The organism is Kiritimatiellaceae bacterium (assembly GCA_013141415.1).
Taxonomy (GTDB): Bacteria; Verrucomicrobiota; Kiritimatiellia; order Kiritimatiellales; family Tichowtungiaceae; genus Tichowtungia.
The window spans coordinates 183398-197111 of the sequence record JABFQY010000001.1; the positions used below are offsets into that span (position 1 = coordinate 183398).

The 13714-nt window shown below is 55.0% G+C and carries 14 protein-coding genes and 1 pseudogene; 1 reads left to right on the plus strand and 14 read right to left on the minus strand.

Features of this window, described 5'->3' with window-relative positions; all coding sequences use genetic code 11:
- Positions 1 to 47 precede the first annotated feature (47 nt).
- The 13 genes and pseudogenes from corA to HOO88_00960 all read right to left on the minus strand — a co-directional run bounded on the left by corA (position 48) and on the right by HOO88_00960 (position 11705).
- A complete protein-coding gene (corA, locus tag HOO88_00900) occupies positions 48 to 1133 on the minus strand; it encodes a magnesium/cobalt transporter CorA (protein NOU35326.1) in 1086 nt (361 codons plus the stop codon).
- 25 nt (positions 1134 to 1158) lie between these two features.
- Entirely contained in the window at positions 1159 to 1497 is a 339-nt protein-coding gene (locus HOO88_00905) for a type II toxin-antitoxin system PemK/MazF family toxin (protein NOU35327.1), read from the minus strand.
- On the minus strand, positions 1498 to 1734 hold the full coding sequence (locus HOO88_00910) for a ChpI protein (GenBank protein ID NOU35328.1): 237 nt from the start codon (positions 1732 to 1734) through the stop codon (positions 1498 to 1500).
- Between the two features lie 57 nt (positions 1735 to 1791).
- Positions 1792 to 2064, minus strand: a complete 273-nt coding sequence (locus HOO88_00915; GenBank protein ID NOU35329.1) for a tetratricopeptide repeat protein — start codon at positions 2062 to 2064, stop codon at positions 1792 to 1794.
- A gap of 133 nt (positions 2065 to 2197) precedes the next feature.
- On the minus strand, positions 2198 to 3418 hold the full coding sequence (locus HOO88_00920) for a DUF1015 domain-containing protein (protein ID NOU35330.1): 1221 nt from the start codon (positions 3416 to 3418) through the stop codon (positions 2198 to 2200).
- A gap of 909 nt (positions 3419 to 4327) precedes the next feature.
- Positions 4328 to 5119: pseudogene (locus HOO88_00925) on the minus strand (hypothetical protein).
- Positions 5120 to 5597: 478 nt separating this feature from the next.
- Positions 5598 to 6569 carry an NAD(P)-dependent glycerol-3-phosphate dehydrogenase gene (locus HOO88_00930; protein NOU35331.1) on the minus strand — a complete coding sequence of 324 codons (972 nt, stop codon included), beginning with the start codon at positions 6567 to 6569 and terminating at the stop codon, positions 5598 to 5600.
- Between the two features lie 71 nt (positions 6570 to 6640).
- Positions 6641 to 7246 carry a glycerol-3-phosphate 1-O-acyltransferase PlsY gene (gene plsY, locus HOO88_00935; GenBank protein ID NOU35332.1) on the minus strand — a complete coding sequence of 202 codons (606 nt, stop codon included), beginning with the start codon at positions 7244 to 7246 and terminating at the stop codon, positions 6641 to 6643.
- A gap of 8 nt (positions 7247 to 7254) precedes the next feature.
- A complete protein-coding gene (locus tag HOO88_00940; GenBank protein NOU35333.1) occupies positions 7255 to 8574 on the minus strand; it encodes a hypothetical protein in 1320 nt (439 codons plus the stop codon).
- Between the two features lie 85 nt (positions 8575 to 8659).
- A complete protein-coding gene (gene mscL, locus HOO88_00945) occupies positions 8660 to 9061 on the minus strand; it encodes a large-conductance mechanosensitive channel protein MscL (protein NOU35334.1) in 402 nt (133 codons plus the stop codon).
- A gap of 30 nt (positions 9062 to 9091) precedes the next feature.
- The gene (locus HOO88_00950; protein NOU35335.1) at positions 9092 to 9742 is read right to left on the minus strand and encodes a Crp/Fnr family transcriptional regulator; all 651 of its coding nucleotides are present in this window, start codon (positions 9740 to 9742) and stop codon (positions 9092 to 9094) included.
- A gap of 86 nt (positions 9743 to 9828) precedes the next feature.
- The gene (locus tag HOO88_00955) at positions 9829 to 10527 is read right to left on the minus strand and encodes a choice-of-anchor E domain-containing protein (GenBank protein ID NOU35336.1); all 699 of its coding nucleotides are present in this window, start codon (positions 10525 to 10527) and stop codon (positions 9829 to 9831) included.
- 149 nt (positions 10528 to 10676) lie between these two features.
- Positions 10677 to 11705, minus strand: a complete 1029-nt coding sequence (locus tag HOO88_00960) for a permease (GenBank protein NOU35337.1) — start codon at positions 11703 to 11705, stop codon at positions 10677 to 10679.
- 113 nt (positions 11706 to 11818) lie between these two features.
- Here HOO88_00960 and hcp point away from each other — a divergent pair, with 113 nt between their 5' ends.
- On the plus strand, positions 11819 to 13396 hold the full coding sequence (gene hcp / locus HOO88_00965; protein NOU35338.1) for a hydroxylamine reductase: 1578 nt from the start codon (positions 11819 to 11821) through the stop codon (positions 13394 to 13396).
- Between the two features lie 60 nt (positions 13397 to 13456).
- Here hcp and HOO88_00970 read toward each other — a convergent pair whose 3' ends face one another.
- Positions 13457 to 13681 (minus strand): Ada metal-binding domain-containing protein, encoded by a 225-nt coding sequence (locus HOO88_00970; GenBank protein ID NOU35339.1) that lies wholly within the window; start codon positions 13679 to 13681, stop codon positions 13457 to 13459.
- Positions 13682 to 13714 lie beyond the last annotated feature (33 nt).

Sequence of the window (13714 nt, forward strand, 5' to 3'; positions counted from 1 at the left end):
TCTTAATTCCGGAAACGCAAAGGCCGCCCTGACCGGGCGGCCTTTTTTTATCGCATTCGGCGGCTGTGGCTCCGGTTGAGCCAGCCTTTTTTGATAAACAGTCCGAACATTCCGATTCCGAGAAACGCCATCAGACCCAGAACGATGAAATAGCCGGCGCGGGTTTCCAGTTCGGGCATGTGTTTAAAGTTCATGCCGTACACGCCGGCGATAAACGTCAGCGGGATGAAGATGGTGGAGATAATCGTCAGCACCTTCATGATCTCATTCATCCGGTTGCTGATGGTAGAGAGATAAAAGTCCATCAGGCTGGAATCCAGCTCCCGGCAGGTCTCGGCCAGATCAAGCAGACGTACGGCGTGGTCCTGACAGTCGCGCAGATAAACCCGTGTCGGCTGGGTGATTAGCGGAGAAGCTGAGTTTACCAAGGCACTGGCCATTTCGCGCACCGGCCAGAGTGTGCGGCGCAGCGTCATCAGGTCGCGCTTAACCTCAAACAGCAGGGCGACGGACGAAGAGTCCGGGTGTTTCAGAATGACCTCTTCCATGTCGTCGAGCCGCGAGTCGTAGGATTCCAGCAGCGGAAAATAGGCGTCCACGATGGCGTCAATCAGCGAGTAGAGCAGATAGTCGGCGTTCATGTTGCAGACCATTCCGCCTTTCTTGCGGATGCGCTCGCGCACCGCATCAAGACAGTCGCCTTCGTTCTCCTGAAACGTCAGCACGAAATTGGAGCCGAGAAAAAAACTGATCTGCTCCGAGAAAAGTTTGCCATCCTGCAGGTAAAGCATCCGCATGGCGGTGTAGAGATTGTTTTCGTAATCATCCACCTTGGAGCGTTGCCGCAGACTCACCACGTCTTCGAGCGCCAGCGGATGGAGTTTGAAAAGCTGGCCGAGATAACGGAGTACGGTTTCGTCGCCCAGTCCGTCCACATTGACCCAAAGCACCTGATATTTTCCGATCAGACCGTCCAGTTCGCTGACGTCATTGATGCGCTTTTCCAGATACTGATCCGGGCTGTAGGCGATCACCTGAATCACCGGCTTCGGCCACGACGGATCAATTACCAGTGTGCCCGGCGTCAGGCCCGGCGTACGCTTCGGTCTCAGCAGATGGCTTTTTCTTTTCATAAGAACACCTTGATTTTCCGCGGTGTTAAATATTTAACACCAGTCTCAGTCCGGCATCCACTTCAGTCGTTTTTGACGCCGGCAGCATGGAAACTTTTTCGGTTAGACAGGCCTTATCCAGCGTAATAATTTGGGAAATATTCGCTACGGAATCTTTTGGAAGTCCTGTCCAGCGGTTTTTCAGCAGGACATTTCCGGGGGCTTCGGACAGCCGCAGATTGGAGGTCAGTGCGACGGCAATAACGGTGGAAATGCGGCTTTGATTGAAATCGTCCTGTTGCACGATGAGAACAGGCCTGCGATATCCCGGCTCGGAACCATCAGGCGAGGGCAAATCCGCCCACCAGATTTCGCCGCGCCGCATTTACCAATCCTCCTTGCCGATGGCCTGAGTTTGCAGGCGGGTAAGCACGGGATCGGGTTTAGACGGCTCGGTGGAATAAACGGCGTCCAGCTTTTCTCTGACCAGAAGGGCTTCGTGCTCTTCTACATATTCGCTCACGGCCTGCGTATAGAGTTCGCTACGGGAAAGATGCTGCCGCTTTGCAAACTGCTCGGCCAAAGTGAAAATATCATCCGGAATGGATATCGCGGTTTTCATGCCCGAAGGGTATAACCGCGGTTATACCCAGTCAAACTTTTTTACAAAGTTCGGAACTCACCGCTTCATAGCCCGAATGGCGGCGGCACGCTGTTCCATCGGCTCGGCTTCCTTTTCCCGCCCCGTTTTTCGATAGAGAACCGCCATGTTCTCAAGGGTCTGGGCGACATTGGGATGATTTAGTCCGAAAGCTTTCTCTCTGATTGCCAGCGAGCGTCTGTAGAGCGGCTCGGCTTTCGCGTACCGGTTTTGAGTGGTGTATAGCAACGCAAGGTTACTGAAGCGCAATATGCCTTTCGTCGGATGCCGAATCAACGGGCATTTAGAGATTTGTGATCTCGTAGACGCGACGCCCTCGTCGCGTTACCAGAAAACAAAAAACGCGACGAGGGCGTCGCGTCTACGTTTGAATATGGATTCCTCCATCCTTCCGCCAATCCAGTATTCCATCATTCCAGTCTTATCAGTCGATTGTGTTGACCAGCAGTCCGTCGCGGAGTTTTGGTTCGAACCAGGTGCTCTTGGGCGGCATGAGCAGATTGGCGTCGGCGACGGCCATGAGCTGGTCAAGCGTGGTCGGGTAGAGCGAGAAGGCGACGACGGCTTCGCCGGCATCGACGCGGCGTTCGAGTTCCGGTGTTCCGTGGATGCCGCCGACGAAGTCGATCCGGTTGCTCTCGCGCGGATCGGCGATGCCGAGCAGCGGGGCCAGCACGCGATCCTGCAGTACGCTCACGTCGAGCGAAGCGACCGGATCTTTGGACAGCGCGGCTTTCGGCGTCAGCAGAAACCATTTGCGGTCGATGTACATGCAGACCGCGCCGGGCGCGGCGGGCATTTTCCGGTCGGTCGCGGTGACGGTGAACGCTTTTTCCAATCCCAGGAAAAACTCTTCCTGCGACTGGCCGTTCAGGTCGAAGACGACGCGGTTGTAAGGCAGGATTTTGAGCTGACCAGCGGGGAAGAGCACGGTGAGGAACCAGTTGTACGGCTCGTCGCCGGTGTGCTTCGGGTTGTCTTTGCGCCGCATCTGCGCGACACGCACGGCGCTGGCCGCGCGGTGGTGGCCGTCGGCTACATAAAACGCCGGAACCACGCCGAAAGCCGATTGCACGGCGGCGGAGTCGGCGATTTTCCAGACGGTGTGGATGATACCTCCGGCGGCGGTGACGCAATAAAGCGGTTTTTCCTGCGCGGTTTTTTGCATCAGGCCGGTGATCGCCGCATTGTCGCGGTAGGTCAGAAAGATCGGGCCGGTGTGGGCGTTGGTGCGGTCGACGTGTTTGGTGCGGTCGTCTTCTTTTGCGCGGCGGGTTTTTTCGTGAATCTTGATTTTGCCGGATTCGTAGTCAGCCACGTTACAGAGTGCGACGACGCCGTACTGGATGCGCCCGTCCATTTCCTGGCTGTAGAGATAGAGCGTCGGCTTATCTTCACGAATCAGCGAGCCACCGGTTTTCAGTTTGGCAAAATTTTCGACTGCCTTGGCGTACACGGCGTCGGAGTAGGGATCGGTGCTTTCCGGCAGATCAATTTCCGAGCGGGTCACGCGCAGGAACGAGAGCGGATTGCCGGCGGCCATTTCGGCGGCCTGTTTCCGGTCCATCACATCGTAAGGAAGAGTCGCGATTTGTTCCGCCAGACTTTCGGCGGGCCGCCATGCTTTGAAGGGATTAATTTTCATAATGCGGCGCAGTGTACAGAACCAGCCCGTGGAAATGAAACAGGAAAACCGGATTTTAAAAATCGGCAGGTTCAGCCCGCAGAATGCACAGAGAAACACAGAAGCTAAAGGCGCGGAGGCGCAAAACGGTTCCAATGACTGGACAACTCAGCGACTTTGCGGCTTGGCGAGAGAGTTTCAAAACGATGGTCGGGAACGGAACTCCAGCCGTTCTCCGGTATGCGGATGGGTGAAGCTGAGGAAACTGGCGTGGAGTTTAAGTTGACCCGGCGCGGTGCCGGAACCGTAAAGGCGGTCTCCGGAAATTGGAATACCGAGTCCGTGTTCCGACGCGGCGTGCACGCGGAGCTGGTGGGTTCGTCCGGTAACAGGAATAAACTCCACTCTTGTTTTTCCATTTTCGACGCCTAGCGTCTTCCAGTGCGTGATTCCGGTCTTTCCGTTCACCGGATCATAAATCTGATGCGGCCGATTATTGACGTCGAGGCGGAAGGGCAGTTTGATGGTTCCGGACTCTTCGGCGAGTTCGCCGTCGAGCAGCGCGATGTAGCGTTTTTCTGTTTCGCGATGTTCGAACTGTCGTGACAGCTCACGATGCGCGTCAGCGGTCAGCGCGAGCACCATCAATCCGGAGGTATCCATATCGAGCCGGTGGACGGCAGGCTGCTCGATGCAGTTTGGATAAAGCGCTTTGATCCGCGCGACCACGCAGTCCTGGTTTTCTTTGCCCTTACCCGGAACCGCCAGCAGTCCGGACGGCTTTATTATAACGACAATGTCGTTATCGGCGTGGAAAACAATTTGGAGTGCGGCAGCTTGCTGCCGCTTTGTTTCGGCGGAGCTTGCTACGCTATTTTCCGAAGCAAGCTTCGGAGTAGAAAGCGCAGGCAAGCCTGCGCACTCCATATTTAAACCGCAAAGCATGAAGCCGAGGATCGGCTGACATTTTTCGGCGCAGGCCGGATAAAACGCGCCATGCTTACGGGTTCCGGATTTGTTCTCTTTGCCCCAGTAAAACTCGCTCAGGCCGAGCGGCTTGAGCCCGTTGAGCGCGGAATAGTTCAGCAGTTTCGGGGCGCAGCATTCGCCGACACCCATGGGAATATTGCCGGGGATGATCTTCGTCAGCGGACGGGTTTCACCGCGAAAATTGGTCAGGTGATAGAGCGCATGAATCTCTTTCATCAGCTGCTGAGAAAGCGCTTTGCGCTCGTCGGAAAGGTTTTTGTATTCCGGATCGGATTTTTTCATCGCCTTGAGCGCGCGGGTGCGGATGTTGATTTGCCGATCCGGCTCAGCGATCAGGTCGTAAAACTGTTTCGGATCGATGACCGGCGGAACCCAGCCGTCGACCAGCCACTCGCCGTCGTACTGGCAGGAAAAGGCCTTTAGCACGACGATATTTCCGGCAGCATCTGCACATTCGAGAACGCCGAACATTTGTCCGCGCGCGTTTCCCCATAAATAATCGGTAGAAAATGGGTTCTGTGGAGGGTCGCCGGCCTCGGACTTCGGCGAGCTCAGTCGAGCCGCGACCTGGGCAGCGAGGCCGCTGCCCCTCCAGATATCGATCCGCTTGTGTTCTTCAAGCTGAGCCATCAGCTCCAGCGCATACTTACGGCTGTTGCCGACGGGCAGCGAGTGAACCATTCCGCAGGCGGCACAGAATCCTGATGCTGAACTTTCGCCGGGTGGGGGCACCCGGCCTACAGAGTTTGTAGGCCCGCTGCCCTCAGCGGGCGCTTTGTGGAGAGAGGATGGCATGACGGGCAGTGTACGAAGCTGACCGATTGAAGCGAAGCGGAAAGATTATGTCGGCTGGGAAATAACGTTAAGCATGACCCGACTCGGGGATTAAAGCTGGCCTGACTTGCCGGGCGTTGTGCCGAGTAGGGCTTATGCGATGGTTCGTATTTTTTAACTTTATAACCCTATTTCTGCTCCAATGCGTCAATCCGACGAAATATGGATTTCAGTATTTGATGTATATTTAACCCTAGAGTTCCAATAAGTACCATAGCTACAGGGAATTGATCCGTGTTATGTGATTTCAATAGGAGTGGTATTAAACACAAGATGCCACCTGAAAACATTAGAGCAACGGAGAAGTACTTTAGCGCCTGCATGCTTTGTTTAGGTTGTTTCGTCATTATTTTATCCTACAAACATTTAATGCGCGTCATTCTGCTTTCGGATCGCGGCTCATCAGGTCTTTGAGCGCCTGGCGAGGATCTTTGCCGTTTTCGACAATCTGGCAGACCTCTTCGGTGATCGGCATGGAGACGCCGTGTTCATGGGCGAGGTCGCGGGCGGCTTTGGCGTTCCAGATACCTTCGGCGACCTGTTTCATGCCGCCCATGATGTCGCTGAGTTTTTCGCCTTTGCCGAGCCGCTCGCCGACAGAGCGGTTGCGGCTGTGGCGGCTTCCGCAGGTAACAATCAAATCACCGACGCCGCTCAGTCCGGAAAAAGTTTCCGGCTTCGCGCCGAGTGCGGTGCCGAGCCGTGTAATTTCGGCGAGGCCGCGCGTCATCAATGCGGCCTTCGAGTTGTCGCCCAGTCCGATGCCGTCGAGAATGCCGGCGGCGACCGCGATAATGTTTTTGAGCGCGCCGCCCAGTTCGACGCCGATGACGTCGTTCGATGTGTAAACGCGGAATGTTTTTCCGATGAACGCTTTCTGAATCGCGGCGGCATTTTTTCCGGCCACCGTGACGGCGGTCGGAACGCCGCGTGCCACTTCTTCGGCATGACTCGGGCCGGAGAGGGCGGCGATGTCGCGGCCCAGCACATCGAAAGCGGTGGCGCTCATGCGGTGATGAGTTTTTTCGTCGAGCCCTTTGGTGGCGCTGACGATCAGCGCGTTAGCGGCGAGGTATGGCTTAAAAGTTTCAAGTGTCGTGCGCATGAAGCGCGACGGAACGACGAGGACGATCAAATCGGCATCTTTGGCGTCGGCGGGATTAGAAGTCCAGCTGATGGCTGACGGAATTTTTACGCCCGGCAGGTAAACCGTGTTTTCACCTGCGGCGCGAATGGCTTTGATTTCCTCTTCGAACGGACCCCAGATGGTCACCTGATTGCCGTTGCCGGCCAGCACCATTCCCAGCGCGGTTCCCCATCCGCCATTTCCTATAACGAAGCAGTTCATAAAAATTCCTTTTTCAACGTAGGACAGGCTTCCAGCCTGTCGGGACAGGCAGGATGCCTGTCCTACATTATTTAACCTTTCGACTTTCGACGGAACTTGTTTTCCGTTCCGGCAGTCAGTCGCTTGATGTTGTCGCGATGACGCCAAATGGTCAGCGCGCCGAGTAGCGTGAGTGCAACGGCAACGGTTTTCCCATCTTTTCCGGCGCGAACCCAGCCAGTGATGACGACGACCAGCGCGGCGATGATGGAGCCGAGTGAGACATAGCCGGAGATTTTAAAGACAATAACCCAGGTCAGGACACCGATGGCGACGGCCAGCGGCGCGACGCCGAGCAATACGCCAGCGCTGGTCGCTACGCCTTTTCCGCCTTTGAAATTCAGGAACACCGGAAAGTTGTGTCCGAGAATCGCCGCCGTGCCGAAGAGAATCCCGAACGTCGGGTCAACTTTTCCGATGACAGGGAAAAGCGCCGCCGGAAGATAACCCTTCAGCGCGTCGAGCACAAAGCAGGTGATGCCGAGCGGCTTGCCGAGGCAGCGCAGTACGTTGGTCGCGCCGATATTTCCGCTGCCTTGTTTACGGATATCCACACCCTTGGCTTTTGAAATCAGCAGTCCGAACGGAACCGAACCGAGCAGGTAGGCGAGTGCGGTGAGAAGTATGGCATTAAAGATCGTCATGGTTATTTTCCGAAAAGTGAATTGCCGAGGCTCTTGAGTGAATCTTTGACGGCCTGATTATTTTCAAACCCTTTGACGTTTTTGTCGAGTTGCTCAGAGAGTGCGTTTCCGACGGCTTCGCCGAGTGTCTGGGTGGTCGCTGCCGCGTTATTGGTTCCGGGCGCGACCTGCTCAATCAGTTGCTGCAGGGCGGGGCTGTCGGAGATCTCTTTTACGTTGTTGGTGAGAGCTCCAAGTAGCGCTTCGCGCGGCGCGGCATCGGCATCAGCACCCAGCTGTTTTTTGAGTTCGCGCAGTCCGAGAGTTTTTCCGATTTTCAGTCCTTGTTCTGAAAAGAGCGACTGGATGGCGCCGGTGATATCGAGCATTGGACGTTGGAGTGTGCCGTTGAGCGGCAGTTTGAGCGTGGTATCGCCGATGTCCGTGCCATAAATTTTGAGAGACTTCAGCACCAGATCAATGCGCGATCCATCGAGCCGACCTTTGGCGCAGGTAATGGATGGTTTGATGGAGAATGCGCTGCTTTCCAGATTATTTTTCTTCAACAAGCTGCCCAGAAGTCCGGTGTCGATATCCAGAATACTGCCGGTTGCGTTAAAACTCGGATTGGCCGGATCAGTCAGCGGTTCTAAAATGGCATTCAGGTCGGTCACAAAATTGTCTTTGCCGTGATCCATTGATCCGCGCAGAACCAACAGGCTGTTCGGCTGGCCTGCGGCGGGGATGGTGAAGAGATCGCTGCCAGTCAGCCGGAGATTCAGATCATTCGTTTTGTTCTGTTTGGAATCGACGTACTTAACCACCGTGTCCACGGCGAGGCGGCGGATATGCACCGGTATTGATTTTGCCTTCGCAGGTTCCATGGCGGGTGCTGTCTGCTGCGGTGCGGGGGCCTGAGCCTTCGTGCTTTTAATCGGGTTCAGAGCATCGGCCAGTTCTTTGACGTTGAACCGCTCTTCCTTATTCCGTTCGATAACCAGCATCGCGCCCTGAGCGGTCAGTTGTTTGACGACGACGGGATTGCGCTTCAGCAGCGACATCATTTCGACTTCAAGCAGACATTTATCGAAGGTGAGCAGGGTTGGTTCTTCATAGCCCTTAAGATTGCGGACGGCAAATCCATTAAGTTCCGCTGTGCCTTTGAACAGGTTGACCGAGGCGTTGGTGATGCTGATATCGAGGCCGTACATGGTTTTGACAGCCGGGAAAACCTTCTGATTCAACGCGGTCGTGAGCCCTTTGGTGAGAAACATCTGCAGACCGACGCCCAGCAACGCGAGGATCACCAGCAACACAGCTAAAATAATTCCGAATATTTTCATGGCGGGGAATGTACTCGGAAGAAGGGTTAAAGGCAACCAAGCACCGCGGCACAAAGTGCGGCGGTGCTTTGCCGGAACCGGTTGATTACTTCTGCTTCAGGATGTCCCGGATTTCCGTCAGCAATACTTCTTCTTTCGTTGGGGCGTGCGGCGGAACCGGCGCGGAATCCTCTTTTTTCTTCAGCGAGTTCATGCCCTTGACCACCATAAAGATGGCGAAGGCGACGATGGTGAAATCCAGCAGGGTTTGGATGAACTTTCCGTAGTTCAGCGTTACGGCCGCGACCGCCCCGTTGGCCTTCTGGAGTGTTACGGCCAGATCTGAAAAATTGACGCGGCCCATCAGCAGTCCGATCGGCGGCATAATCACATCCGCCACGAAGGATGACACAATTTTTCCGAATGCCGCGCCAATGACAATGCCGACCGCCATATCAATCACATTGCCGCGCATGGCAAACGCCTTGAACTCTTTCATCATGCTCATGACCCGCTCCTTCCTGTTTGGTTTATGAACCTAAAAGTTTTCCCAGAACCCGGGCGACAGCCGGATGGTTTTTCCTTCCCATACAAAGCCGCCGCGCTTTTCCAGTTTCTGGATCAGGCGGCTGAAAGTCTCCGGCGTAGCACCGATGGCGGAGGCAATATCTTTTTTTGGAAGGTCTGGGGTAATCACCTGTTTTTCGCCGTAGTGGTCGCGCAGGAATTCCACGAAGCGCGCTTCGACATCCATCGAGGTAAGCTGCTGAATGCGCTCGGCGAGGTAGCGCTGTTTGTGCATGAGCATCGCCATGAAATCATTGCGGAATTCTTCTTCGTTAAGCAGTTTGAGGAAGCCGGCGCGCGGCAGTTCGATGACTTCGGCTTCGGTACAAGCGACGGCGGTGACGGGATATTTGCTTTTCTCGAACAGGATCACTTCGGCGAACAGCTCACCTTCTTTGACGGTTTTGATGACCGTTTCGCGCCCGTCGGCATTCGTTTTGACCAGTTGGATGCTGCCGGAAGTGAGCAGGTAAACCGCTTTGCCGTCGGATCCTTCCATGAAAAGCAGATCGCGCTTTTCGACTGCGCGGCGACGGCTGAGTTCTGCCAGCCGTTTACAGGCGGTTTCGGAAAGGCCGCTGAAAAACTTGGCGGCGCGAATGAGCTGGTAGGGATCGGTCATGGGCGAAGTTTAATCATGGATGGATAAATTTTGGCACAAAAAAAGGATGCCGGGATGGCATCCTTTTCAATGAGTTCGGAGTCAACTCAGGCCAGAAAGCGGCGGCGGATCCAGAATCCGGCGACAAATATCAGCGCCGTCAAAGATGCGGAGGCTGGTTCGGGAATGGTGTAATTGTATTGAATGGACATCGAGCCGTCTGCAGAAACCGGATTGCCTTGGAACTGAGCACCGCTAAATGCACCCATGCTTAAATACTGATTTACACCGTAAGTAACAGTGTAGGTGCCGTTTCCCTTATACTGGTCGAACACGGCAGAAGAAAGATAGGCGTTGTCGCTTACGGATGTGGCGCTTGTAACCAGAGCATCATAGTCTGTGCCGCTGGTGCTGAAGGTCGTACTGTCGCCATCATCAGCAGCCAGTGTCATCTGTTTCGATGATGTAGAGACCAGTGTTCCGTAGAATGTAGAAAAGTTTTGTTTCAGCAACGTGACATCCGAAGCGGTAATGCCGCCATTCGATCCGAACGAGGCCGTGCCGGAAGCAGGATTTTGCCCGTCATTATCAATGCCCAAGCTTGCGCCCGCCGCTGTATTGAGAACAACGGAAACAAAAATTGAGTTCAGGGTATAAGTCCCTCCAGCGTCGTCAAACTTGTTGAATGTTAGGATCGACGAGTAATTCGGCGAACCGCTGAATGTCTTTGTTTGTGTAATGGTGGCCGCTTGAAGGGTTCCGGCGGCAACAAGCAATGCGGAGATTAAAATCAGTATTTTTTTCATTTTTCGTCCTTCATGCAATTTGAAATCAATCTATAGAGCGATTAACGGAGCGCAATTAATCATAATGAAGCGGGTTGCGTCAATTTTAGTTACATATAGTTTTGATGATGTTGCTGTCAGGGGAGCCTTTACGCAGGCCGGACCGACGGTTAATTGTGATTGCAGCAGCGTTCCTTCCGGCGGGGCAGGACGGCCGAGATTAGCAGCCCGGCGAGGAGGATGGCGCAAATTTTGTCAAGACGGCCAGTCTCAGCGGCATGGTGGTGAACCTGTTCGTTGATGATCCCGGGAGTAAGGATCCGGTTAAGCAACCAGCCAGCGGCCAGCGAACAGCTGGCGAGCGTGGCAAGATAGATGATCATGGTGCGGCGGCCCATCGTTTGCAGAACCGTAGCGATGGTTGCGGCGTTGGTGGCCGGACCGGTGATCATAAAAACCAGCGCCGCGCCCGGCGAAAGTCCCATGCCGATCATAGCGAGCGCGATCGGAATCGAGCCGGTGGAGCAGACGTAGAGCGGAATGCCGAGTGCCATAACGGCCAGCATCGAAAGCCACTCGGAACTTAAATAGCGGGTGAAGAAGTCTTCCGGCACCAGTGCTCCGATCAGGCCGGAGATGATAACGCCGATCAGCAGGGCGCGGCCAATATCGCGCGGCAGAACCCCGAAGCCGTAGGTGAAAACCTGTTTCCATTTGCTTGCGCCGGTTTTCCGGTTGCATGTCGGGCAGTCGTCATCACCGCATTTGTCATCGGACTCTTCGTCCGGTGGTGTTAAGGCTTCGACCGCCGCGCCGCAAATGACACCGGTGATGAATGCTACCGCCATGCGGAAAATGGCAAAGAGCGGACCGAGCAGTCCCCACGTGGCGGCGATGCTGTCCACGCCGGTTTGCGGCGTGGAGGTGAGGAACGAAATTGCGGCGCCTTTGGTTGCGCCGTGGCGGCGTAGCGAAGCGGTAACCGGAATGACACTGCACGAACAGAGCGGAATCGGGACACCGAACAGGGAAGCTTTGGTGATCTGCCACAGACCGCGCTTGCCGAGATGGTTTTCGATAAAGGAGACCGGGACAAAAGCGCTGAGTACGCCCGCCACGAAAAAGCCGAGCAGAAGATACGGCGCCATAATTGCCATGACATCCCACGCTTTGAGGACTACGTTAACGGCGATTTCCATGAGGACACCTTTTTTTTACCAACTTGACGCAGGTCAAGGAGCTGTTTTCAGAAGTGAGCATAATCTCTGGCATTGAATGTAGGAAACCAAAACCGAAAGGAACTCTCATGAGCATGTTTTGCTATCAGTGTGAACAGACTGTCAAATGCACCGGATGCACCACCTTTGGCGTATGCGGAAAAGATCCGGACACCTCGACGCTTCAGGACTTGCTGGTCGAAGTGTGCAAGCAGATTGCCGTTGCTGCGAAAGATAAGAAGAACCGTGCCGCCGACCTCTACGTGATGGAAGGGCTCTTCACCACCGTCACCAACGTCAACTTCGATGTCGAAGATATCGCCGGTGTCATCCGCCGTGGCGCGGATGTACTTAAAGGTCTCGGCGCAAAATCAACAATCGATTTCAACGCCAATCTCGCCGGCCTGATTAAGCAGGGCGAAGCCGTAGGCGTTGTCAGTCGCAAGCAAAAGTTCGGCGACGATATCGCCGGTTTATTGGACTTGGTGTTGTTCGGCCTTAAAGGCACGGCGGCCTACGCCGACCACGCCTATGTTCTCGGCAAAGAAGATCCCGCCGTTTACGCCTTCTTCCACGAAGCGCTGGCAACTCTCAAAAACGGCCCGGCGACCGTCGATGTGCTTCTGCCGCTGGCTCTCAAAGTCGGCGAAGTCAACCTGACGGTCATGGGACTGCTCGACGCGGCCAACACCGAAACCTACGGCCACCCCGTACCGACGCCAGTGAATATCAAGGCCGTCAAAGGCAAAGCGATCCTCGTTTCGGGTCACGACCTGAAAGACCTCGACCTGCTTCTCAAGCAGACCGAAGGCAAAGGCATTAACATTTACACTCATGGTGAAATGCTTCCATGCCACGGTTATCCGGAGCTGAAAAAGTATAAACACCTCGTCGGAAATTACGGCGGTGCATGGCAGGATCAGCAGAAAGAATTCGAAGCATTTCCCGGCGCCATCCTGATGACCACCAATTGCATCCAGAAGCCGAAGGAAAACTACAAAGCGCGCATCTTCACCTGCGGCCTTGTTCAGTGGCCCGGCGTAGAGCATATCGACGACGGCAACTTCGCGCCGGTCATTAAAGCCGCGCTCGAAGCTCCCGGCTTCACCACGACCGAACCGGAAAAAACCATTCTGGTTGGCTTCGGCCATAATGCGGTGCTCAGCGTTGCTCCGACTGTCATTGAAGCGGTCAAGAGCGGTGCGCTCAAGCACTTCTTCCTGATCGGCGGGTGCGACGGCGCCAAGAGCGGACGCAACTATTACACCGAGTTTGCCGAGGCTGTGCCGAAAGACTGCGTGATCCTCACGCTGGCCTGCGGTAAATACCGCTTCAACAAACTGGAGTTCGGTGACATCGGCGGCATTCCGCGCCTGCTCGACATCGGGCAGTGCAACGACGCCTACTCGGCGATTCAGATCGCCGTCGCGCTTGCCGGAGCCTTCGGTTGCGGCGTCAACGACCTGCCGCTCTCGATGATCCTGTCGTGGTACGAACAGAAAGCCGTCTGCATTCTGCTGACACTGCTGCACCTCGGCATCAAGAACATCAAACTTGGCCCGAGCCTTCCGGCGTTCGTCACGCCTGCCGTGTTGAATGTACTGGTTGAAAAATTCAACATTGCACCGACGACTACGGCTGAAGCCGATCTGAAACAATGTTTGGCGAAGTAAGCTGACAGAAAACAAAAACGCCCCGGATTTTTCCGGGGCGTTTTCCGTTCCAATGACGGTTTACGGCTTGCAGACTTTGCAGGCGTTGTATCCGGCCTTGAGCGCGGCTTCCGGCGCGCTGAATGTAGCGGTGCAGTTTGTGTTACTGAAGAATCGGCAGCTTGATTTATGGAAGGTCTTGCTGTCCGGATTGCCTTTATATGTGGTCTCGACTCCTGCGTCAGCGGCGATAGAAACAAACGCTGCGCTTAATACGGCTGCTGTAATGATCGCTAACTTTTTCATCCCGTCTCCTTGTGATGGTTCCTGTTTACGCGA